This window comes from Croceimicrobium hydrocarbonivorans (genome assembly GCF_014524565.1).
Lineage (GTDB): Bacteria > Bacteroidota > Bacteroidia > Flavobacteriales > Schleiferiaceae > Croceimicrobium > Croceimicrobium hydrocarbonivorans.
Window position 1 is genome coordinate 1,150,492 of record NZ_CP060139.1, and the last position, 22,411, is coordinate 1,172,902.

At 44.2% G+C, this 22,411-nt stretch carries 15 protein-coding genes; 8 read left to right on the plus strand and 7 right to left on the minus strand.

All coding sequences use genetic code 11. The annotated features are described in order from the left end of the window. Positions 1 to 14: 14 nt before the first annotated feature. From tilS to lpdA, 4 genes are all read right to left on the minus strand, one after another. Positions 15 to 1,325 carry a tRNA lysidine(34) synthetase TilS gene (tilS, locus tag H4K34_RS05385; RefSeq protein WP_210759800.1) on the minus strand — a complete coding sequence of 437 codons (1,311 nt, stop codon included), beginning with the start codon at positions 1,323 to 1,325 and terminating at the stop codon, positions 15 to 17. 13 nt (positions 1,326 to 1,338) lie between these two features. After that, on the minus strand, positions 1,339 to 2,592 hold the full coding sequence (locus tag H4K34_RS05390; protein ID WP_210759801.1) for an anthranilate synthase component I family protein: 1,254 nt from the start codon (positions 2,590 to 2,592) through the stop codon (positions 1,339 to 1,341). Beyond that, positions 2,589 to 5,840 carry a response regulator gene (locus H4K34_RS05395; RefSeq protein ID WP_210759802.1) on the minus strand — a complete coding sequence of 1,084 codons (3,252 nt, stop codon included), beginning with the start codon at positions 5,838 to 5,840 and terminating at the stop codon, positions 2,589 to 2,591. Before H4K34_RS05395 ends, H4K34_RS05390 begins: the two co-directional genes overlap by 4 nt. A 95-nt stretch (positions 5,841 to 5,935) precedes the next feature. After that, entirely contained in the window at positions 5,936 to 7,333 is a 1,398-nt protein-coding gene (gene lpdA, locus H4K34_RS05400; protein WP_210759803.1) for a dihydrolipoyl dehydrogenase, read from the minus strand. A gap of 262 nt (positions 7,334 to 7,595) precedes the next feature. On the opposite strand from lpdA, the gene H4K34_RS05405 reads away from it, so the two are divergent. The 3 genes from H4K34_RS05405 to H4K34_RS05415 all read left to right on the plus strand — a co-directional run bounded on the left by H4K34_RS05405 (position 7,596) and on the right by H4K34_RS05415 (position 11,136). Beyond that, entirely contained in the window at positions 7,596 to 9,992 is a 2,397-nt protein-coding gene (locus H4K34_RS05405; RefSeq protein WP_210759804.1) for a TonB-dependent receptor domain-containing protein, read from the plus strand. Between the two features lie 67 nt (positions 9,993 to 10,059). Further along, positions 10,060 to 10,407 (plus strand): hypothetical protein, encoded by a 348-nt coding sequence (locus H4K34_RS05410; protein ID WP_210759805.1) that lies wholly within the window; start codon positions 10,060 to 10,062, stop codon positions 10,405 to 10,407. 57 nt (positions 10,408 to 10,464) lie between these two features. Further along, positions 10,465 to 11,136, plus strand: a complete 672-nt coding sequence (locus H4K34_RS05415) for an endonuclease III domain-containing protein (protein WP_210760542.1) — start codon at positions 10,465 to 10,467, stop codon at positions 11,134 to 11,136. Between the two features lie 13 nt (positions 11,137 to 11,149). Here the strand turns inward: H4K34_RS05415 and H4K34_RS05420 are convergent, their stop codons facing one another. Genes H4K34_RS05420 through H4K34_RS05430 form a run of 3 tightly spaced genes read right to left on the minus strand, consistent with a single transcriptional unit; the run spans position 11,150 to position 15,036 of the window. After that, positions 11,150 to 11,431 (minus strand): type II toxin-antitoxin system RelE/ParE family toxin, encoded by a 282-nt coding sequence (locus tag H4K34_RS05420; RefSeq protein WP_210759806.1) that lies wholly within the window; start codon positions 11,429 to 11,431, stop codon positions 11,150 to 11,152. Next, positions 11,421 to 11,678: a hypothetical protein gene (locus tag H4K34_RS05425; RefSeq protein WP_210759807.1), complete on the minus strand. Its 258-nt coding sequence runs from the start codon at positions 11,676 to 11,678 to the stop codon at positions 11,421 to 11,423. Before H4K34_RS05425 ends, H4K34_RS05420 begins: the two co-directional genes overlap by 11 nt. Positions 11,679 to 11,736: 58 nt before the next feature. After that, positions 11,737 to 15,036: a TolB-like translocation protein gene (locus tag H4K34_RS05430; RefSeq protein ID WP_210759808.1), complete on the minus strand. Its 3,300-nt coding sequence runs from the start codon at positions 15,034 to 15,036 to the stop codon at positions 11,737 to 11,739. Between the two features lie 56 nt (positions 15,037 to 15,092). Between H4K34_RS05430 and H4K34_RS05435 the strand changes: the two genes are divergently transcribed. From H4K34_RS05435 to H4K34_RS05455, 5 genes are all read left to right on the plus strand, one after another. Then, entirely contained in the window at positions 15,093 to 16,979 is a 1,887-nt protein-coding gene (locus tag H4K34_RS05435; protein ID WP_210759809.1) for a T9SS type A sorting domain-containing protein, read from the plus strand. A 1-nt stretch (position 16,980) separates the two neighbouring features. Next, on the plus strand, positions 16,981 to 17,586 hold the full coding sequence (locus tag H4K34_RS05440; protein ID WP_210759810.1) for a hypothetical protein: 606 nt from the start codon (positions 16,981 to 16,983) through the stop codon (positions 17,584 to 17,586). A 90-nt stretch (positions 17,587 to 17,676) separates the two neighbouring features. Beyond that, positions 17,677 to 18,642, plus strand: a complete 966-nt coding sequence (locus H4K34_RS05445) for a hypothetical protein (protein WP_210759811.1) — start codon at positions 17,677 to 17,679, stop codon at positions 18,640 to 18,642. Positions 18,643 to 18,763: 121 nt separating this feature from the next. Next, positions 18,764 to 21,118 (plus strand): TonB-dependent receptor, encoded by a 2,355-nt coding sequence (locus H4K34_RS05450; protein WP_210759812.1) that lies wholly within the window; start codon positions 18,764 to 18,766, stop codon positions 21,116 to 21,118. Positions 21,119 to 21,135: 17 nt separating this feature from the next. Then, positions 21,136 to 22,371, plus strand: coding sequence for a DUF4374 domain-containing protein (locus H4K34_RS05455; RefSeq protein ID WP_210759813.1), 1,236 nt, complete (start codon positions 21,136 to 21,138; stop codon positions 22,369 to 22,371). The last annotated feature ends 40 nt before the right edge of the window (positions 22,372 to 22,411 follow it).

Sequence of the window (22,411 nt, forward strand, 5' to 3'; positions counted from 1 at the left end):
TGGCTTAGAGAAATTTATTTAAGTCGAACAAAGTAAATGGTTTTCGTCGAATTCTGGACCCGAAAACGATGGTCGATACGATGGCCAATCAGGGCTACTATCTCTCCTGCGCTTTCCAATACCAATTGACCGTCCTTTTCGGCCATGGGCATCTTCTGGTCAATCCAATAGTCGCTAAGCTTTTTGGTTCCTGACATACCCAAGGGCTGAAATCGATCTCCATCGCGCCAAGTACGCAAGGTGAGTGGAAATTCTAAGGCCTTATAATCAAGAAAATGATGTTCTCTTAGGCCGTCCAACTTCACTTTTTCGCGCGGCAATATCTGCATATCCATGCGGATGGGCTTTTCAATTTCCGAATCGCCCTCCAAGAGTTCCAAGCTCACGCTGGGGCTAGAACTTTGTTTGCGAAGCTCATAGCAGACCTCACCATGATAGAGGCGATAGTCTTCATTTTCGGTATAGCGCCCCTTACGGCTTTGCCATAAATGATGGACCGCCGGCCAATCCCATTTGCCTTTCGGCGAAAGCCATTTATAAAGTAATTGCCCAAACCAGGCTTTATCTACAATGGAACTATAATTCAAACGCTCCCAGCCTTCTTCCTGGATTAGAGCCTCAGACAGTTTTTCCTCCAAGAGTTCATCCAAAGCATCACTTTGCTCCCTTAACAATCGAGAGCTCAGCAACATTTTGCTTTTCAAATCAGGCTGAATTTCTTCCCAAAGAGGAATCAGTCGATGACGATAGGCATTGCGCAGATATTTGGTTTCAGCATTCGAAGCATCTTCACGCCAAGCCAAATTACGTTCTTGGGCAAAGGCCTCAATTTCATTGCGCAGAATACCCAACATGGGACGTATATATTTCTGGCGTTTTTCCCGAATTCCGGCCACTGCCTCCAAAGCACTGCCACGGGCCAATTTAAAGATCATAGTCTCCAATTGATCGTCTCCGTGATGAGCAGTAAGAATAGCGCGATAATTCCCCAAAAGGTCTAATTCTTCGAAATAAGCATAGCGCAAGTCTCGTGCCGCCATCTGGATAGAGAGACCCTTTTCTTGGGCATAGGTCTCAGTTTCACATTTCTTTATGTGAATAGTCAGACCATGCTGTCGGGCCAAACGCTGGCAGAAGTCTGCATCCGCCTCAGACTCTTCGCCCCTTAAACCAAAATTACAGTGGGCCAATTCCGGCTGAAAGCCTAAGTCTAAAAGGGCCTGCAAAAGCACCACACTATCCAGACCTCCACTGATAGCCAGTAAAAGCTTATCGCGCGAATCAATATCATATTTGGCTAATGCCGCCTGTAAAGTATCCAGCATGATGCAAAGGTAATTAGCGAATGAGCTTCTCCGCCTTTAACAAGCATTCGGCATATTCAGCCTCCGCGTCACAATGAATGGTAATAGCGCTACCTACCGCCACTTGGGCATACTTTTGCTCGGCATCGTAGGCAATGCTGCGTATCACCACATTGAAATCGAAGTTCCCATCGGGATCAATATAACCGAGGGCACCGGAATACAATCCACGGCGAAAATGCTCATGCCGATCGATTAATTGCATGGCCGATACTTTGGGCGCGCCGGTCATGCTGCCCATGGGAAATGAATAATGCAGGGCATCCTCCAAAGTGTAGCGAGCGCTATCCAATTCACTGCGCACCGTGCTTATCATTTGATGCACGGCATTAAAGCTATATAAGCCGAATAATTCGGGTACACTGACGGAATTTCGACGGGCGGTGCGGGATAGATCATTCCGTACTAGATCTACAATCATCACATTTTCGGCGCGCTCTTTCTCGGAGCTCAATAAATGCGCCTTTTGCTCCTGATCTCGCACCGGATCTTGTGCCCGAGCCGCAGTCCCTTTGATGGGCTGCGAAATCAATTCATCTCCTTTCTTCCGCAAATATCGCTCGGGTGAAAAGCATAGTAAATGACGCTGTTTATCGCGATAATAGGCGCTAAAAGGTGCCTGATGCTTTTCATTCAATTCCTGAAATCGCTGCAAAGGACACATCGGCCCCCGAGCCTCGAAGAGCGTACAGTAATTGATTTCGTAAATATTGCCGTATTGCAATTCCTGCTTCAGGGATTGAATATCTTGGAGGTAGACTTCCCGTGAAGTTTGTGCTTCGAAATTCAACTTTGGAAAAGATTCCCTGCTTGACTCCAAGTTGAGATTTGTTTCTAAAGCTTCTTGATTGGCATAATGCCAGGATAGCACTTCACATTGCCCCTCCTTACACAGTAGGATAGTTTCGGGCACAAAAAATTGCAGGTCGGCCCATGCTATTTTTTGAGGATGCCGCGTATCTAAATCCTCCAATTGATTTTTAAGATCATAGGCCAGATGCCCAAATAACCAATCTTTATGCTCTTGTCGAAAGGTCTTTAAGCCTTCAAAATCGCCTTGATAAATGGCTCTTGCCCCCCAGGCTAAAATCTTATCCCAGCTACCATAGAGATCCTTATGCTGATGTGAATCGAGCAAGATGCAGTGCTCAGAGCTGGCCGCCAAACTTTCTAGCTGCTGCCACTTTTGGACCGCTTCTGGCCATGCAAAGCGATAGCCTTGACTCATTCCTGAGAATACTCTTTGAGATAAACCTTGCGCAACATATTCTGAATTACGCGCAGGTTGATAGGTTTAGTAACATAATCATCCATGCCCACATCGAGGAATTTCTCGCGATCGCCTTCCATGGCATTGGCAGTCATGGCTATAATTACCGGACGCTCATCACCATATTTCGCAATGATCTCATGGGTAGCTTTCATGCCATCCATCTCCGGCATTTGAATATCCATAAATATCAGATCGTACTGCTGGCGTTCCAGGGCCTGGAGCACTTCAAGACCATTGCCCGCAATGTCGGTACTGTAGCCCATTTTTTTCAGGGTAAGCACCGCCAGTTTTTGATTCACGGCATTATCCTCTGCCAATAAAATACGCAAGGGGAAACGATTGCCTAAGTCCTCTAATAGCTCCTCGGTACTCAACTCTTTCTGAATCTTCACTTCCTGAGGCGCTGAACTATCCTTAAAGATCTCACCCATGCAAGTCATTAACTGCGAATGCTTTACGGGCTTAGATAAATAGTATTTAAAGAGTGCATGCTTTTCCTTTTCCGGAAGTTCGAGATAAGCCGAACTCAACATGATAATCGGCAAATCTGGCTTGGCTTCTTTAATCTTCTTACTGAGATCCAAACCATTCATCATAGGCATTTCGAAATCCGTAATCAAGAGATCGAATTTCTCTTTGATCAGGGTTTCCAGACCAATACGGGAATCAGACTCGGAAAAAGCCTGCATACCCCAAATTCGCAATTGCTTGATAAACACACGGAGGTTGGTATGATTATCATCAATCACCATCACCTTGCGGTTTTTCAGCAAGCTCAGGATGCGTTCCTCATTTTTATCAATCTGATCTTCGGCTTGCTCCACTTTGATCGTGAAGTGGAAACTGGAACCTTGACCTGGCTTACTTTCCACCCAAATATCACCTTTCATCAGGCGCGTAAGTCTTTGGGAGATCGCTAAGCCCAGTCCGGTACCTCCATATTTTCGGGTAGTGGAGCTATCAGCTTGACTAAAGGCCTTGAACAGCTTTTCCTGCTGGGCCTTGGACATTCCAATTCCGGTATCACGAACCATGAAATGTACCTCGTACTCCTGCTTGGAATAATTCTGTAATTCGGCTCTAATTTCAATTTCACCGGCCTCGGTAAACTTCACTGCATTATTGAGGAGATTTATTAAGATCTGACGCAAGCGAGTGATATCACCAATGATATAATTCGGAATCTTGGGATCAATGCTGTAAATCAGCTCTAGGTTTTTCTCACTGATTTTATTGGCCAGTAATTCCACCGACTCTTCCACACATTGTTTGATGGAGAATGGGTATTCTTCCAAATCCATATTACCCGCCTCAATTTTACTGAAGTCGAGGATATCGTTAATGATACTTAATAAGGTATCTCCACTAAGGCGGATGGTATTTACATAGTCTTTTTGCTCATCGTCGAGCTTGGTTTGCAGGAGCAAGGAGGTCATACCTATTACCCCATTCATAGGAGTACGGATCTCGTGGCTCATGGTGGCTAAGAACTCACTTTTAGCGGTGGCCGCTAATTCTGCTTTTTCCTTGGCCTCCACCAATTGACGACGTGATTGCTCAGCGGAAATCTCCGCACCCAGCCAGCGTGCAATCAATTTTAAAAGGTCGGTATCATTATCGGTAAAGGAGGAACGTACCGGCTTGGGGCTGTTAAAATTCAGGGTGCCATAAAAACCACTGTCTGTTTCAATGGGGGCGCCCAAATAGGCCTTAATGGGGAAATTCTCGGCCTGGTTCACAAAATCCGGCGCGGTTGCCTCATTATGGAAAGACACGGCATTATGGGTTTCACGAATCAAGGCACTTAAAGTTCCTTTCAGCGGAAGCTTGCGATTAATTTCAACGGTGCCATGAATACTATGGGCATATTCCGCTTCGTAGGTTTTCCCTTCCGAATCAAATCGGGTAACCACTCCAGAAGGCATGCGAAAGCGTTCGGTGCCCAACTCCAGAATTTGCTGCACCTTTTCTTCAAAATTCAAATTGGCATCGGCCGAAATGGAGTAGAGTTTTCGAATCGCCTCTTCATTCCGTTTTAAAGTGCGCTCGGCACTGCGCTTATCTGTGATGTCATTGAGAGTCCAAACTACACCTCGATTAAACTTATAGCCTCCAAATTCAATAACCCGCTTTTCTCCATCCTTACGATAAATAGGGAACAAAAATGGATCGATCCCTCCTTGTTCTAAGACTTCGCGGTATTGATTTACAATGTCCATGGACTTTTCCCGATAGACCTTTTCGAAATATTTTTCCGGAGAATCAATTTCATCCGGGCTAAAGCCCAAGATTTCACTGGCTTGTTTATTCACCAATAAATCTTCGCCTTGCACCAAAATGGCACCGACGGGTAAATTATCAATAACACCCAATAATTCACTTTCACTGTCTTTGAGCTTCATGCGTGCCATCTCAATTTCCTTCACATAGGATTTGAGTTCTTCCTGACTTGTGGCCAGAGCATTGCGCTGCCTTTGAAGTTCAAGATTGTAATCCTTCTCCGCCTCTAATAAACGACCTAATTCTTTTCCGGTTTCCCGACTAGTTTCGAGGTTCTTTAAACGAGCGGCATATTCTCTTTTATGCTGACGAAAGATGGGTAAGAAAAATAATATAGAAAGGAGGATAAAGGTGAAGGCCACCACCAAAAAGGCAAAAGTATTGAGGCGATGTTCTTCTTCATTCTTGATGCGAGCATCCAAGGAGTACTCCCGTACCACCTGCTCCAAATAGGAAAGCATGGCATCACTATCCGCCAGCATCTCCAAGGCTAGGCTGCGCGCTTCATTGGCGGTCATCCCACCATGACAATAAGCAGTAACCTTTTGGGCCGTGGCTAAATATCGGTTGCGTAATCCCAGATATCGCTCATGCAGTGAATCTACCGTTAAGCGCGATTCCTTTTCTACCTTCCAATACAGAGGACCATTGGCTAGAGCCTCTTCCTGCTCCCGGTAATTTTTAATGGTTTGCTCCAGATCAGAACAACTCTTCTGCACCTCCCTAACCTGGGTAAACTCGGTAATATGGAGGGCTTCCTTTACCAATCGCTGGGATAGCATTCTCTGTCGACCCGCCAGATTAATTCGCTGGGCATCAAGGAGCTGCATGTCATGCGTACTATTCAAAAATAGGTACAGAAGGAAGCTGATAAAGACTATCAGCAGGATATAACTTATGTAAGCCCATTTAATATTACGCATCCCGGCAGTGGATATAGCACAAAGCTAGTTCAAAAGATAAAACAAAAGAGGCCCCAAACTAGGGCCTCTTCTAATAATCTATGTCAAATATAAACTTATACGTGTAATGCACGATTGTCGGTTGCAGCTAAGGCAGCTTCCTTCACTGCTTCTGCAAAAGTGGGGTGTGCATGACTGGAACGAGCAATGTCTTCGGCGGAAGCGCGGAACTCCATTGCGATAACTCCTTCAGCCACCAAATCAGCAGCACGTGGTCCTATTACGTGAAAGCCTAATACTTCATCGGTTTCTTTATCAGAAAGGATTTTCACCAAACCTTCCACATCACCACTGGCGCGAGCTCTACCTAAGGCACGGAAGGGGAAGGAACCTGATTTATAGGATACGCCAGCTTCTTTTAATTGCTCTTCGGTTTTACCTACCGCCGCAACTTCAGGCCAGGTATATACTACACCGGGGATCAAGTCATAGTTGATATGAGGCTTTTGACCCGCTAGGCTTTCAGCTACAAATACACCTTCTTCCTCGGCCTTATGTGCTAACATGGCACCTTTAATTACATCACCAATAGCATAGATATGAGACTTGGCAGTTTGTAAATGATCGTTCACTTCAATTTTACCACGCTCACCAGCACTTAAGCCTGCAGCTTCCAAATTCAAACCAGCGGTGTATGCACTACGACCTACTGCTACCAAACAGTAATCTGCTTCGAAAGTCACTTCCTCATCTTTCTTATTAGAGGCAGTTACCACAACGGTATCACCCTTACGGCTTACATCACTCACTTTATGACTGAAGTTAAACTTCAAGCCTAATTTTTTGAGGGACTTGGTGATCTCTTTACTCAAGGCACCATCGAAGGTTGGGATGGCACGATCTAAATATTCCACCACCGTTACCTCAGCTCCCAAACGAGCGTAAACGCTACCTAATTCAAGGCCAATAATACCAGCCCCGATAACGATCATCTTTTTAGGCACCTCCTTTAATTTCAAAGCTTCGGTACTGCTGATGATGCGCTCCTTATCGAATTTAGCAAAAGGTAATTCCGTAGGCTTGGAACCAGTAGCGATGATAATATTTTTCGCTTCAATTTTGGTTTCCTCTTCTCCCTTAATGGCAATGGTATGCTCATCTACAAAAGAGCCCATTCCCTGGAATACGGTAATCTTATTTTTATCCATAAGGAATTTCACCCCGTCGCAAGTTTGATCAACTACAGACTGCTTACGCGCCACCATTTGCTCAAAGTTCACCTTTGGGCTGTTGATCTCAATTCCGTGATCAGCAAAGCTTTTTTCTGCATTATGAAAATGCTCACTGCTATCGAGCAGGGCTTTGGAGGGAATACAACCTACATTAAGACAGGTTCCACCCAAGGTGGCGTACTTTTCGATGATGGCAGTTTTCATTCCTAACTGAGCACAACGAATGGCGGCCACATAACCTCCAGGTCCGGAGCCTATAATGGCTACGTCGAATTTATCCATGGATCTTTGATTAGATTTTGAAGAGCAAAATTAGGGAATCTTGGGGGCTAAGCACCTGATTTTAGCGAAAAAGGGACCCTGACTAAAGTTCCAGCCCTAAATGTTCATTTCCTCGCTATAATCCCATCCCTTAATCTTCCCATTATGCTTGTGAAATCATTTTAACTACCTAAAGTAACCGTCTGCCGACTCGATGGTTCGACTGATCCGTTTTAGGCTTTTTATAAGATAAAGCTGGGAATCAGTGATCTATATTTGGCCCATGAAAAAACTAGTACTCTTCCTATTTCTTCTTAGTAGTACTCTAAGCTTTGGGCAAGCCTCTATCCGAGGCACCATCCTAGATAGCAAGGGCGATGGGCTCCCCTTTGTGAATGTCATTCTTTTTAATTCTGCTGATTCCAGTTTAATTAAAGGGGAAATCTCTAACCTGGAAGGTCAGTTTACAATGCGTCCTCCATCCACTGGGAATTTCTATTTAAAGCTACAGCTGATTGGCATGAAAACCCAATTTATCTACGATCTGAATTATCAAGGTAAGATTTTAGATCTGGGTAAAATTGTAATGCAGGAAGACAATAGTGTTTTGGAAGAGGTTCAGGTTCAAGCCGAGAAGCCGATGATACAAGCCGAAGCCGGCAAGACCATATTTAATATTGATGCCAACCTGAGTGCCGGTAGTGGATCGGCGCAAGAACTACTGCGAGCCGCCCCTGGTTTATTTGTAGATCAAAACGACAATCTTATTCTGGAAGGCCGCAGTGGGGTGCAGGTTTTTGTGGATGGCCGCCCTTTAAATTTACAAGGGGATGATTTAAATGCTTATCTGAAAAACCTCCAGAGTGATCAAATTGAGAAAGTAGAAATCATCTCCCAACCCGGCTCTCAATACGATGCCGCTGGCAATGCCGGTATCATCAACATTGTTTTAAAGCGCGATAAAAGCTTAGGAACTACTGGCTCCTACTCGCATCGCTATACTCAGGGCTATTACCCGCGTAATAATGGGAATCTCAACCTATACCATAACCGTAAGGCGGTGCGCTTACTCGCTTCGGTGGGTTATGGACTAAACCAGAGTCGAAACTTCATGGATTTGTATCGCAGGCAGAATAATATCGACTTCGATCAACGCTCCTTCGTGCATAGCGATCGTAAGGCTTACAACACACGTCTGGGTGCCGATTGGCGGATTAGCAAAGAGCATAGCCTTGGCTTTTCGGTAAAGGGCGATCTCAGCAATAACGATGAACTAAGCAGTAGTCGCACCCCCATTATCCCGGACAGCAGCAGCACTAGCACACAAGTACTTTTATCAAAAGGCTCTACGGAAAACGAAAGTTATAGCCTTTTTAGCAATGTGTATTACCGCTGGAAGAACGATAAGAACCAATTCGGCATTGACCTCGATCAAGGTCGATTCTCGGCACAAAGTGCAACCGATCAACCCAATCGCTATGTTAATGACAGCGAAGAATTATTACTTTCTTCCCGCCATTACCAAATGGCTACCGATCGCGAATTTGATCTCTATAGTGCTAAAGCTGATTACAGTCGCAATCTTGGAGCCTGGAATATTAACAGCGGATTTAAATGGTCGGAAGTAAGAACCGCCAATGATTTCAACTTTTACCTATTGGATAGTGTTCGCATACAAGACCCCAATCGCAGTAATTTATTTGATTACCGCGAAGCCATTTCGGCGGGCTATATCGAGACTTCTCGCGACTGGCAAAACTGGGGCCTACAGGCAGGTTTACGCTATGAACACACCACTTCCAAAGGACAGCTCTATACTTTAGACGCATCCGGCGACAGCCTGGTTCAAAGAGATTATGGAAATTGGTTTCCCAGCCTTTCTTTGAGTTATAAAAAGAATCCTCTGAGCCAATGGACGCTGAGTTATAGCCGTCGCATTCAAAGACCCAATTACCAAAATTTAAACCCCTTCCTTTACCAAAGAGATGAGCTCACTTTTTATCAGGGTAATCCCTTTTTGATCCCCCAAATCAGTGATAATATTCGCATCGGGCACTTATACCGCTACTCCACAAGTACTTCTGTTTCTTACTCTTATACCCAAAATTTCTTTGCCCAGATTACCGATACCGTTGGTGAAAAACGCAGTTCACTAACCACTCGAAATGTGGCAGATACTCGCAGCTTAAGCCTAAGTTTTGGCAGTCCCTTTAAACATTCGAAATGGTGGAACAGCTATGTAAGTGTTAATACCTTCCAAACCTGGTATATCCCGCGCGACATTAGCTTTCAGGCGGTTGACTTACTTACCGTTTCCCTCTATGGACAAACGAATTTCAATTTGGGGGATAATTGGCAATGGCAGATTTCAGGTTGGTGGAGTTCACCCAGCTTATGGGGCGGAACCTATCGCACTAAAAGCCTGGGTGCTGTAAACACCTCCATCAGTAAAAGCTTTATGAATGATAAGCTTAAGGTTTTTGTCAATTTCAATGATGTCTTCTTTAGCTCTCCCTGGTATGGTCGCATGTCTTATGGTGGTTTATCCATTAGCGGAACCGGTGGGCATGATAGTCGTCAAATTGAAGTGGGCATCAGCTATCGCTTTGGCAATGAGCAAGTGAAAAAGCTTAAGCTGGATGAAGGCGGTTTAGAAGATGAAAGTAAGCGAGTAAACTAATTTTTGAATCTAAGAGCTTCTTTATTTTTCCATCTTTGGGAAGATAAAAACCCCTTAAATTCCTATTATGAATATTAGCTCTGCCCAACAAGAATTGCTGGATCGCATTAAAGACAGCATGTTGGATTATATCGCTGATGAAGAGGCGGCTTACAGCGCCGAAGAGGTAAAACAATGCCTCAGCTTACTAAAGAATTTCCTGAATGAAATGGATGCAGCTGGCGACCGCGAGGCCGGCATGAAAGCGGTGGAGAAAACTGTTTTGGCCCTGAATGATCTCAATGCTAAATGCGATTACGAATTGATTGAGACTGACCAACGCGAGGATGTTTGTGAACTAATCATTAAAGCCGGTGAAGCCAAAGGTTTTAATGATGAGCACGAAGACATCACCGAAGAGTGGCGCGAATGGTAAAAGCTTTCAGGTTTCGGTGGGATGCCTAATTTCGCCGAAACCTTGTTTCAACAAGCTATGACCAAATCTGAAAAAGTTGATTTTGTGATTCAATCTCTAGAGGAACTCTATCCAGAGACACCTATTCCCTTGGATCATAAAGACCCCTATACCTTGCTTATTGCTGTGCTCCTCTCGGCCCAGTGCACTGATGAAAGAGTAAATCAAATCACCCCGCTACTTTTTGAAAAAGCAGACAATCCCTGGGATATGGTGAAGATGAGTCAGGAGCAAATTCAGGATATCATCCGTCCTTGCGGCTTAAGCCCGATGAAGTCTAAAGGAATTTATGGCTTATCTCATATTCTTTTGGATAAATATGAAGGTCAGGTGCCCGCCGAATTCGAAGCCCTGGAAGCCTTACCAGCGGTTGGACATAAAACGGCATCGGTAGTGATGAGCCAGGGTTTTGGCTATCCGGCCTTTCCGGTAGATACGCATATCCACCGCCTGATGTATCGCTGGAACTTGAGCAATGGCAAATCAGTTGAGCAAACGGAAAAGGATGCCAAACGACTTTTCCCTGAGGATAAATGGAATAAGCTGCATTTGCAGATCATTTATTACGGACGTCAATACAGTCCGGCTCGAGGCTGGTCACTGGACAAGGATTTTATTTCGCGCAAGATTGGACGCAAGAGCCTAATTCGTGAAAATTTCGGGGAGGAAGGATTGAAATTGATGGCTTGAGATTAAATCCACACTATTGTAATGGCTTTCGACTAGTATGAAGTATAGCTAAAACGTAAACCTTGGAACCATCAAAAATGTAATGGACTCCGAAGTTAAACCGTTTGGTAAATCTGACACGAACAGTTCGATATTTCTTCTGAAAGTACTCGGGATATAAGGCAATCTGCTCCAATACTTCTGAAATCTCATGGTATAAGCTGAGCCCCAATCCCGGCCGTCTTTCTTCATACCAATCAATAGCATAAATTAGATCCTTCTCCGCTGATGGTTTTATAAATAGATCATAAGCCATACTTGGAGTTCAGCTCTGATTTAAGAGCACTCCAAGGTTTACCTGAGTTTGGATCTAAATGGTGTTCCTCCAATCTTTGGTCAAGAATGCGCTTATGATCATTATTATGGGGGAACTGCGGACCTATAACTTTAGAAGAACCGTCATTTCTAAGCTTCACCAATTCAGATAGCCAAGCAATTACGGATTCATCATCCTGCTTTGAAATCCAATTTATAAGCTTAAGTTTTTCGGCTTGAAGGTCCATCTACCAAATTTAGGGTATTCTCAAGCAAAGTGAAAAATCCTTAATCGCTTTTAGCGATTTAAAAATCCGTACTCAAGGAAACGTAGAATATATTGGGAAGAACAATGCCATCCTCTATTCCCCAAGCCCAATCGGCACGAACATAGTAGCCAAATAATCGACTGCGCAAGCCGAAGCCGGTACCTACTACCACCGGTTCTTTTTGAGAATCCAATACAATCTGCCCACCACTACCCAAAGGTACCGTGCGGGTATTAATGGCATTTTCAGGATCCCAAGGGTTTGGACCATTCCAAGCGGTACCTACATCAGCAAAACCAATTACCATCAGATTATTAAGGAAATCATTGCGGATGGGTCGATTCGCTAAATAGCTCACAATGGGCCAACGCAATTCGGAGTTAATCACCGTAAAGCTATTACCATTACGCACGTTTTGGAAGAAGCCCCGCATATTGGTTACCAGAGTTTGGAACACATAATTATTATCCGTGGCAATGGGTGTTGACTGATCCAAGCGTGGTGAAAATTCATTATCCACTCCGCCCATAATATGGATTAGTTTTTCCGGACCAAAGGAAGTTCCTGCTGCTAAGCGATTGGCCCAAATCATATTGCGGTGAATAATCAAATAATGACGCGCATCTACCCCTGCCGTATACAAGCCACTATTGGATTTCGACAAATTGCGATAGTACTCTGCAAAGACCTTGTAACGCAGTCCTGCATAGAGGTTCAAGCCAATCTTGCGTGAATTATCATAGACATAAGAGGAACGTGCAATGGCATAGTCGGTATAGCTAATCGGTTCATCCAAATTATTGAAATCACTGGCCAATCGAATATTTTCATCCAGGCGATAGCCAATTGACATATGCACCGCCGAAACCGGATTAAAAGGATAAACCACCTTATAATTTACCTCATTATTAATGAGGCGACGGAAATTATTCAAGGCTAAAAACTGCACCTGCGAACGACGGGTATAGGTATAGTACTTATCCCAACGAGTTTTATAATCTGCCACCCCTATTACAAACTCCGCATTGGGAGTTAAAGACGTTCCGGGTAAGGGCTGGAAAGTGGTGCGCATGCCGGCTACAATGCGATAGTCGTGCATGAGATCCATCACCCCTACTTTGAAATTCATATTGAAACCCTGATTCAGGATATCACCACTCACAAAGCCTGTGAAAGGTTGATACTGAGGGTTATCAAACATATTATCGAAGCGTACGGTAAAATTATCCTGGAAGAAGGAAAGGAAATAATTTCGAACCGGCGGAATATCTAATTTATCATCGGCATTGGCCTCTACCTCTGCTAAGCTAGCAGGTAATAAAGGTACTGTCTGTGGACTGGGTTGTTGTTCTTCGGGGCTGGGTTCGGGCTTTTCTTCGTAGAACTTATAATTGAGAATATCTACTTCCAGTTGGGAGCGCGGTATGGCTCCATAGTATTCCGATTCAGGGACAAATTCTTCGCCCTTCTCTGTACTATCCTGCGCTTCCTCCTGCGCTTGCATGGCTAAGCTCTCCACTTTTACCGGTCGCAATCCCATGCCCTGCGGATCTTCGTATTCCTCCAGGTATATGCGGTAGCGTCTATCTTGAAGATAGACTGAAGCCTTAAGGTTTTCAGCAGGAGCTAAATCCATATCCACCAGTGAAAAGCTATTCTCACTATAAGGGTATTCTGAAAAGAAATAATCGTAATGGGTAGTGGTATCTACATAGGCAATCGCCGAATCGATCTTCACTAAATTTTGGCGACGAATACCATCGCGATCAGTAGTAAAGCTGAGGATGCCCGGTTTAATTTCTTCCACCTGACGCTCATCTACACTAGGGGTGCGGGTTAGGCGCCAAATCTTAATGGAGTCCTCACGCAGCTCCTCCGCCTCGGTAGCATAGAGATCCAATTTTTGAGTTCTTAAACTGCGTTGATCATCCGGCAATATACTGTCTACCGGACGGTTAGAACTCCAAGCAATGCGCTTGCCATTTGAGATAAAAGTAGGATCTACATCATCGTAAATATCGCGGGTGATGGGAGTAATCTTGGTATTTAGAATGGTGTAGATATACACATCCGACTGACCATCTTTAACGGCCGAGAACAAAAATTTCTTTCCATCCGGGGAATACTCCAAGGAAACAATTTTATCAAATCGGTAAAAGGGTTTGGTAGTTACTTCATCCTTCTCCAAATCATAAATGCTGAATTGGGTAATTCCTTTCTCCTCAGTAAAAAAGCTTAGGGACTTTCCTTCGGGATGCCAGGCTAGTAAGGGATAGCTATAATCTGTATTCTGAGCGATGCGATAACCGCCGGTATAGATGCGCTTCTTCTTGCCGGTTTCACGATCGTAAACGTAAATCTTGTAGCGACTAAAGCGGCGATCGACATAGGCGAAATACTGACCATCCTCACTGAGTTTCACTTTGGTAATCTCGTGGTGCTTACGACCCTTTACCAGCACCGAAGGGTCCTTAAAATCTTGATCTTCGTCGCTTAAGCCATAGCGATCTTTATAGAATGCCCGCCAATCGCGAGTCATTTCATCCATATCCTTACCCAGGATATACACAAAGCCGCTTTCGATATCACGGTTTACCACCGACATATAGACGATGTTCCGTATTACCTTCTCTCCGTAAGTTTCCTTCACAAAATGCCAAAAGGAATGCCCGGCATAACGTGCATCTAACTGGGTGAGGGTATTAATGCGTTTGTATTTATTGCTGTAAAAACCATCGCGAACCTGCACATCCACTTCGGAGCTCCAATCTTCCCCTACGAAGGAAATGAGTCCCTCTACATACCAAGCCGGTAAATTGAGCAAGGCCGAATTAGTGATACTTTGCGTAAAACTGCCATAGATCAAATTGCTTAGCACCACCTCGGTAAGCCCCATTCGCAGGGTATTTTCGAGATGGGCGTAATTACCATCGAAGTACACAAAAAGCCGACGACCGCTAATGCGCGTTACCCCGCCGGTGTTGTAATCATCTTCACTGGAACTATTGACATTACTTTGTTTGAGGTCGGAAAGATTATTGAAGACCAAAATCTGAATCCGCTCATCCAAAGGAGCATCCAGATAGTTCTCAATTTGAGGGAGGTTCTTATGGGTTAGTCGAGCAACATTTTCAGCCAGGGCTTCATTGCCACGGTAGAAGTACACATCAAAAGCTTCGAAGCGAAGGAAAACCCAGTCGAAATCATTAAACTGCACTCGGTTTTTACCATACTCCTGGCGAATACCATAATAGAATTGTCCATCAGCCGGAAGGCTATAGAAAATAAAGAGGCCCAGAAGCAGACCCAAAACGGAAGGCCGATAGTTTTGTTTCAACTTAAAAAATGTACTCGCTATATTTAACGCCAATTGAGCGAATTATTTCCCTTTGTATGACGAATATACTTACTCTACGCCGAATGGGCACTTTTTGTTTGGTCTTGCTATTAAGCTTTAACATTCAAGCCCAATTTAGCTTTCAAAAGCACAGCTTTATCCTTGAGCCAGTTGGCGAATTTAAGGCCCAGGAAACCGAGCGCATTTTTGCTCCCAGCCTTACGCCACAGGAAATGCATCATCCGGATGGAGAGTTAGATCGTCAATGGTCTCGCTCAGCTCTTAGAGCCCAAAGATTTAATAAGGTTGCCAATGATGTGGTGATAAATCCCAATACTCCACGCCCCGAAGTTTTGGACAGCCTGGCTGGAAATGCCTACAGCGGATCCGTGCCCAATGATAATGATTTTGCCATCGGTATTAACCAACAAATGGTGCGAGTACGCAACAGCACCATTGGGGTTTACGATTACAGCAAAGACAGCCTGCTTTTTGAAACTACCCTCTTCCGTTTTTACCGACCCACCGCCATCTTACCCGGAAGCAAATACGATCCCCGGGCCTTATACGACCCCGTTGCGGATCGCTTTATCGTGCTTTACCTGAGTGGCAATACCTGGGAAAATTCGAAAATTATTGTGGCCTTCTCGAAGTCGAATGATCTGGCAGATGGCTTTAATATCTACCAAATTGACGGTAATCCACTTAATGATTCTACCTGGAGTGATTATCCGCATATCAGCATTAATCGCGATGATTTATTCATCACCATGAACACCTTTTACAATGGCTCAAGCAATAACAGCGGCTATGTGCAGTCGACAATTCGTCAGCTCGACAAACAAGCAGGGTATGACAGCCTTCCTATGATTGAGCATTACTATTCGAACCTAAAAATGGGGAACCGTAATCTCTTCAATTTTACGGGTATGGATCGTGGTACCGATTATCCAGGAGCTCCGGCTTATATCCTTTCTAACCGAAATTTGGACACCATTAATGACAGCATTTTCGTGGTGAAGATCGATGGTCCCGCCAGTGGCAATCCTCAGCTTTCACTGGAAGTATACCAAACAGAAACTCCATATGGGCTTCCGCCTGAAGCACGCCAGGCCAATGACCATACCTTCGATTGTAATGACAGTCGTATTCAAGGTGGATTTGTGGCCCATGGTACCATTCAGTATGTAGGAAATACGATTACCTCCTTAGGCAATTCGGGCATCTACCACGGCATGATCAAATTGGATGGACCTAAGACCAATAGCTATTTCAAGATTATCAATTTTGATCCTATTGATATTGGCTATCCCCAAATCACTTACACCGGAAAATCCTATGCAGAGATGGAAGCCATTATTAGCTTTAACCATACGGGGGACAGCCTCAATGCCGGTTTCTCTTGCATGTTCTTCGATAATGACTCCAGCTACAGCCCACGCAAGCAAATTGTAGAAGGCGGTGATTATATCGACATCATTTCTAGTAATGGTAATCGTAAATATGAGCGCTGGGGCGACTATACCGGAAACCAACAAGCCTATGGCGAAACAGGTACGGCTTGGGCATCAGGTTATGAAGCTACTGCCAATGGCCAACCTCTTACTGCCATTGCAAAATTGCGCAGCCCCAATTGGCAGGACACACCCATAAATATTGGACTCAAAGAAAACAGTCTTCAAAGTACGGTAGCACCAAATCCGGCCATCGATTGGTTCGAATTAAAACTGAATCAGGAGAAAGAAGAAGTTTTGAGCTTCCGCTTGATGAGTTTGGATGGCAAGCAAAATCAGGCTTTGTTTGAGGTGCAAGAATTGGCTCTAGCCGGACAAAACAGCTTCCGCTTTAAAACGAACAGCCTTAAAACCGGAGTTTACCTTTTGGTGGTGCAAGGTGCCGACGGCAGAAGAATTACAGATGAAAAAATACTGATTACTAAATAAATTGGAAAACCTGGACCTTAACCACATTCGCGAGTATTACGCCGGCTTTGATTCGGATAAACTCGAAGATTTAGCCTTGAACGAAATTAGTCGCTTAGATCAAAAAGCCTTACCCTTGTTAGAGGCTGAGATTCAGAAGCGAAATTTAGATCCAAAACTAATTGAAGTAGTTCGTTCATATCAAGACAGTCGAAGACCGGAAATAATTAAAAAATGGTTGGACAAGCTACAGTCGCAACCCTGCCCATATTGCGACAGGAACAATGGACCTTTAGTGGGTACTTGGCGGCGAACCATAAAAAGCTTCATTTTTGTTACAACCACCTCAAAGAGCCCGGTAATTGCTTGTAAAAACTGCGCAGCTGATATTCAAAGAAAGGCCTTTCAAAGTTCAGCACTATTGGGTTGGTGGGGCCTTCCTAATGGACTATTACGCACTCCTTTTGTACTTTATAATATTTCTAAAGATCGCCGTGAAAGTGAAAAACTAAGCAAGGAACAGTTACAAGAGTTCACTTTAATCAATATGGGACATCTTATATACTCTTCAGATGACAGCAGTTTCTTGAATCAAATTTTAAAAGCTTACAACGGTATTGATACTTAGCCTACTGAAATTTAATACATCTTCATTTTAACTTTTCCCTTTAAAGTCCCTTTCTGGCAAGGTGTAAATTAGGACTCCTAAATGATCAGGATGACCAAATTAAGCCGACTTGCCCTGGGTTTACTCTGCCTGGGCTTGAGCCCTCTTATTGCTCAAGAATTTGAAAAAATTCCATGCCCCCAAAAAGATAGCACCTATCTCTACATCAATGATGGAGAATCGGATAGTCTTTTCTATTACCAGCTTATTCCCGAGCAAAAACCTCAAGCTTGTATAATTATCATCCCTGCTTCGGGTGAAAAAGTTGAGGGCGTAATTCCCCAATTGAAGATTCCTCAGGCAGCAGCAAAAAAGGGCATCATGACCCTAGTTCCTTCCATCAATTGGGGATCGGTAGATCGCCTTTCGGAAGCCGCCTTTCTGGATACCTTGATTACTAATTGCATGGAGGAGTATGATATTCCTGCCGATAAATTTGTTTTAGGCGGTTTATCCAATGGAGGAGTTATTGCCCTGCGCTATCCCCAACTGGCCGCCATGGATAGCAGTCAAACCTTGATAAAGCCTGCTGCCGTTTTTGGAGTAGACCCTCCTTTGGATTTGGCTCGCTTATATAATTATTGCGATCGAGAATTGGAGCGAGGTATTAGCGAGGTAGGTATCGCCGAAGCACGTTGGATCAAAAACTATTACGGCACCAATTTCGGAGGCAGCCCTGCAGAAGTACCCCAAACCTATCAGTATTTTTCGATCTACAGCTATGGAGCCGAAAAAGGTGGCAATGCGGAATTACTTCTGGAAACTCCTCTGCGCTTTTATACCGATTTGGATCTTGACTATCTGCTTAACAAAAGACATCGCGACCTCTACGACTGGAACGGCTCCGATATTGTAGCAATGGTAAACGAGCTCAAAATGCAGGGCCACCCCAATGTGGAAGTAAAAATCAGCATGGGTAAAGGACTAAGACCCAATGGCGAGCGACACCCCCACTCCTGGTCCATTATTGATAATGATGATCTGCTGAACTGGCTTATCAGCACCCTACAACTTTAGCCAATACTTTTATATTCAATTAATTACAATACTATCTGTAATTAATCTAAATAAACTTTGTATTTTCCTTAAGTCACCCTTACTTTCGCGGCCAATTATTTAGACCAAATCTTAATAAGCCATGAGAGCCAGGTGGTGCTTTGTTATAAGCCTCCTTTTAACCTTAGGGATTAGTCCCTTAATAGGTCAGCAATCATTGGGCTCCATCGAAGGTCAGATTAGCGACATGCAGGGTCAAAAACTACCTGCGGTAGCGATCTTTATTGATAGTTTGCATTTAGGCACGGCTTCAGATGTAGAGGGACATTTTCGACTCAATGCTATCCCTGCCGGTTGGCATCTTCTCGAAGTACAAGCGATTGGCTATAAATCCATTCAGCGAAAGCTACAGATCACCAGGGGTCAAAAGCTAAACCTGAACTTTCAATTGGTAGAAACAGCCAATCTTCTGGAAGAAATTACCATTCTGCGAAAATCTCAAGCCGAAGAAAAAAGACAAAGTACCTTCACGGTAAATGTCTTGGAGACCAAAGGCCTGCAAAACCTCAGCAGCGACCTCAACCAGGTACTTCGTCAAAGTAGCGGAATAACCATTCGTGAAGCCGGAGGATTAGGATCAGGTTTCAAGCTTTCCTTAAATGGCCTTTCCGGCAATCAGATTCGCATTTTCCGGGACGGCATTCCCATGGAGAACTTCGGCTCAGCCTTAAGCCTCAACAACTTCCCGGTTAACTTAATTGAATCCATTGAAGTATATAAAGGTGTGGTACCCATTGGCTTGGCAGCCGATGCTTTGGGTGGCGCCATAAACATCAATAGTTCCCAAAACCAACAGAGCTTCTTGGATGCTGCTTATAGTATAGGATCCTTCAATACCCATCGGCTTTCCATTAGCAGTCAGTACGCTCCAGAAAATCGCAAGTTCTTCCTTCGCTTAAATGCCTTCGGTAATTATTCCGAAAACAACTACCGCATGAAGTCGGTACCCATTTATGATCTCGAATTAGGCAATTATCTGGGAGACCAAGAGGTGCAGCGCTTTCACAGCGAATATCAATCCGCAATGCTGCAATTCGAAGCAGGATACCGAAATTTAAAATGGGCCGATCAAATTGCCCTGAGCACCAGTCAGGCTTATAATTTCAAGCACTATCAGCATCCTGATAATAATATCAAGCGCAGCTTTGGAGCCTTCCACAGTCATAATCATAGTCAACTTCTCAGCCTCAATTATCAAAAGAAATGGAACAAACTCAATATTAGCGCCTATGCTTTAGGCGGAATCAGCACCGAAAGCATTGTTGACACTTCATCCTACAAATACAATTGGTTAGGCGAAAAAATTAAACGGGCCAATGATGATCCCAAAGGCGAATTATTTGAACGTAAGAGCCTCCTCGAACTTAAGGATCAACTGTGGCGATCCAATATTCTGGCAAGCTATCAGCTGCATCCCAGTCATCAAGTGCAACTAAGTGCCAGCCAGTCCTACCTTCGCCGTCAAGGCAAGGATGAAGTAAATAGATTCAGCACCAGCTTTAAGGTTCCCAGCCATATCCAAAAGAGCATTTTAGCCGCCAGCTATCATTTAAAAGCGCCTTCCGGCCGATGGAATTTCAGCCTGCTTGCCAAAGAATATTGGTACAGTGGCGAGATTAACAGTCCAGACGAACAAGATCAAAATCAAAGTACTGCTCTGGCCTTCGAACGCTTTGGAGCAGGTGCCACCTTCAGCTATTACCTCACTCCCAGATGGCAAATCAAAACTTCTTACGAGAAAGCCTACCGTTTACCGGAAGCTTATGAAATCTTAGGTGATGGTATCTATGTAAATGCAAATCCCGGCTTGGCACCGGAACAAAGTGATAATTACAATTTAGGATTGCGCCTAAATCCTAATGCAGGGAGCTGGAAATACAGCGCAGAATTCAATGCATTCCTGCGTAATTCGGCCGATTTCATTCGTTTCAAGCCCTTAGGTCCCTTTGGTCAGTACGAAAACTTGCATGAGGTAAGAAGTCTGGGAACAGAATTATCCCTCAACCTGGCTTATCAAGATCGTATTCAAATCACCGTGAATGGCACCTATCAAGATTTACGCGATCGCAATCTATTGGATGAGGGTCTGGAAAATATCAATTACAATAGTCGCATTCCCAATGTTCCTTACTTATTCAGCAATGCTCGTTTGGCAGTAAAACCGCTGCGAAAGCAAAGCCTAAAACTGTATTGGAGCACCCATTATGTACATGAGTTCTTCCTCAACTGGGAGAATTTAGGTCATAGTGATAGCAAGCATATTATTCCGAGTCAATTAAACCATGATCTGGAATGCGAATACAGCTTTAAGGAAGGACGCTACAATCTCAGCCTCAGCCTGAACAACCTTTTTGACGCGGAGCTCTACGATAATTTCCGTATTCAAAAGCCAGGTAGGGCCTTCTACCTCAAATTCAGATATCTATTCAAATCTTAAATATCAATACCTATATCATGTTAAATACCCAAAATAAATGGCAAGCCTACTTACTGATCGGAAGTTTAGCTTTAGGCACTGCCGCTTGTGAAAAGGAAGAAGACAAAACCAATACCGCCGCTTCTTCGGCTGGTATCACCATGTCTTTAAAAACCACCGGAAATGATGAAGCTGAATTCATTGTTAGCCAAGAAAACATCATGGAAGGGGTAATCTCTGCCGAAGGAACCGGGATTGAGCAAACCGGATGGCGTTTTTATTACCCGGTTGGAAACACCCTTTTCGCCTCGGGTTACAGCGATGATAATCAATGTGCCGGATATGCTGCTAATAGCAAAGGTGAAATCGTGAAAAGTGGCGAGTTCATCTTCGAAAATGCTTTGGAAATGTTCGGTCATTCCGATGATGAGCAAACTTTCCTGGCCATGGAAATTCCTCGCGCTGGCTTTGCAAATCGTCGTTTGCACTTTATTGATGTGAATACCGTACAAGTAAAGAAAATTGTTGGTACCCGCATTTTTGAGAACACCAACGATTCATTGGTAGCTTGGCCTACAGCCCTCGAGGTACGCGGCGATAAAATTTTTATTCCCTTCCATAAATTGGATGCCAAGGGATACTTCAGCACTCCAAGTGCCGACAGTGCTTTTATAGCCGTATACTCCTATCCTGACATGGGTTCTGAGCCCGAAAAAATTATCGCTGATCCACGTACCAGCAATATTGGTGTAAATGGAGCCACCACGGGTCTAATTGAAACGGAAAGTGGTGATCTATACAGCTTTTCTTGCGGTGCTGAAATGGCTGGCTTTGCTCCTGCCTCCAGCAAGCCTTCCGGAATTTTACGCATTAAAGCCAATGAAACAGAGTTCGATGCCAATTACTTCTTCGACATCGAAGCGGCCAGCAATGGTGGCAAACTCTTTTGGTTCGATTACCTCGGAAACGGCAAAGCTATTGGCCGCATCCTTACCCACGATAATGGTGGTGCTTGGGGTGCTTTCGGTCGTGCGGAGTTCAACCAAAAATTGGTAATCATAGACTTAGAAGCCCAAACTCTTACCGATGTAGCTAATGTTCCTTTACACGCAAAACGCTATTCTTCTCCAGTATATGTAGAAGGGAATACAGCCTATGTAAGTATTGAAACTGCCAGTGAAGCCTATGTTTATGCGGTTGACATTGCCAATGCCAGTGCTACTCGTGGTGCTAAAATTGAAGGTAAAGCCATCAAAGGTTTCTACAAACTCTAAATAGAATGGGGCACCCATAGTTGGTGCCCCTTTATTTTCC

Coding starts and splice junctions, on each gene's coding strand:
- H4K34_RS05390 (WP_210759801.1), bottom strand. CDS start 2,592: ATGAGTCAAGGCTATCGCTTTGCATGGCCAGAAGCGGTCCAAAAGTGG.
- H4K34_RS05450 (WP_210759812.1), top strand. CDS start 18,764: ATGAGAGCCAGGTGGTGCTTTGTTATAAGCCTCCTTTTAACCTTAGGG.
- H4K34_RS05410 (WP_210759805.1), top strand. CDS start 10,060: ATGAATATTAGCTCTGCCCAACAAGAATTGCTGGATCGCATTAAAGAC.
- H4K34_RS05420 (WP_210759806.1), bottom strand. CDS start 11,431: ATGGCTTATGATCTATTTATAAAACCATCAGCGGAGAAGGATCTAATT.
- H4K34_RS05445 (WP_210759811.1), top strand. CDS start 17,677: ATGACCAAATTAAGCCGACTTGCCCTGGGTTTACTCTGCCTGGGCTTG.
- H4K34_RS05455 (WP_210759813.1), top strand. CDS start 21,136: ATGTTAAATACCCAAAATAAATGGCAAGCCTACTTACTGATCGGAAGT.
- H4K34_RS05425 (WP_210759807.1), bottom strand. CDS start 11,678: ATGGACCTTCAAGCCGAAAAACTTAAGCTTATAAATTGGATTTCAAAG.
- H4K34_RS05395 (WP_210759802.1), bottom strand. CDS start 5,840: ATGCGTAATATTAAATGGGCTTACATAAGTTATATCCTGCTGATAGTC.
- H4K34_RS05405 (WP_210759804.1), top strand. CDS start 7,596: ATGAAAAAACTAGTACTCTTCCTATTTCTTCTTAGTAGTACTCTAAGC.
- tilS (WP_210759800.1), bottom strand. CDS start 1,325: ATGCTGGATACTTTACAGGCGGCATTAGCCAAATATGATATTGATTCG.
- H4K34_RS05435 (WP_210759809.1), top strand. CDS start 15,093: ATGACGAATATACTTACTCTACGCCGAATGGGCACTTTTTGTTTGGTC.
- lpdA (WP_210759803.1), bottom strand. CDS start 7,333: ATGGATAAATTCGACGTAGCCATTATAGGCTCCGGACCTGGAGGTTAT.
- H4K34_RS05415 (WP_210760542.1), top strand. CDS start 10,465: ATGACCAAATCTGAAAAAGTTGATTTTGTGATTCAATCTCTAGAGGAA.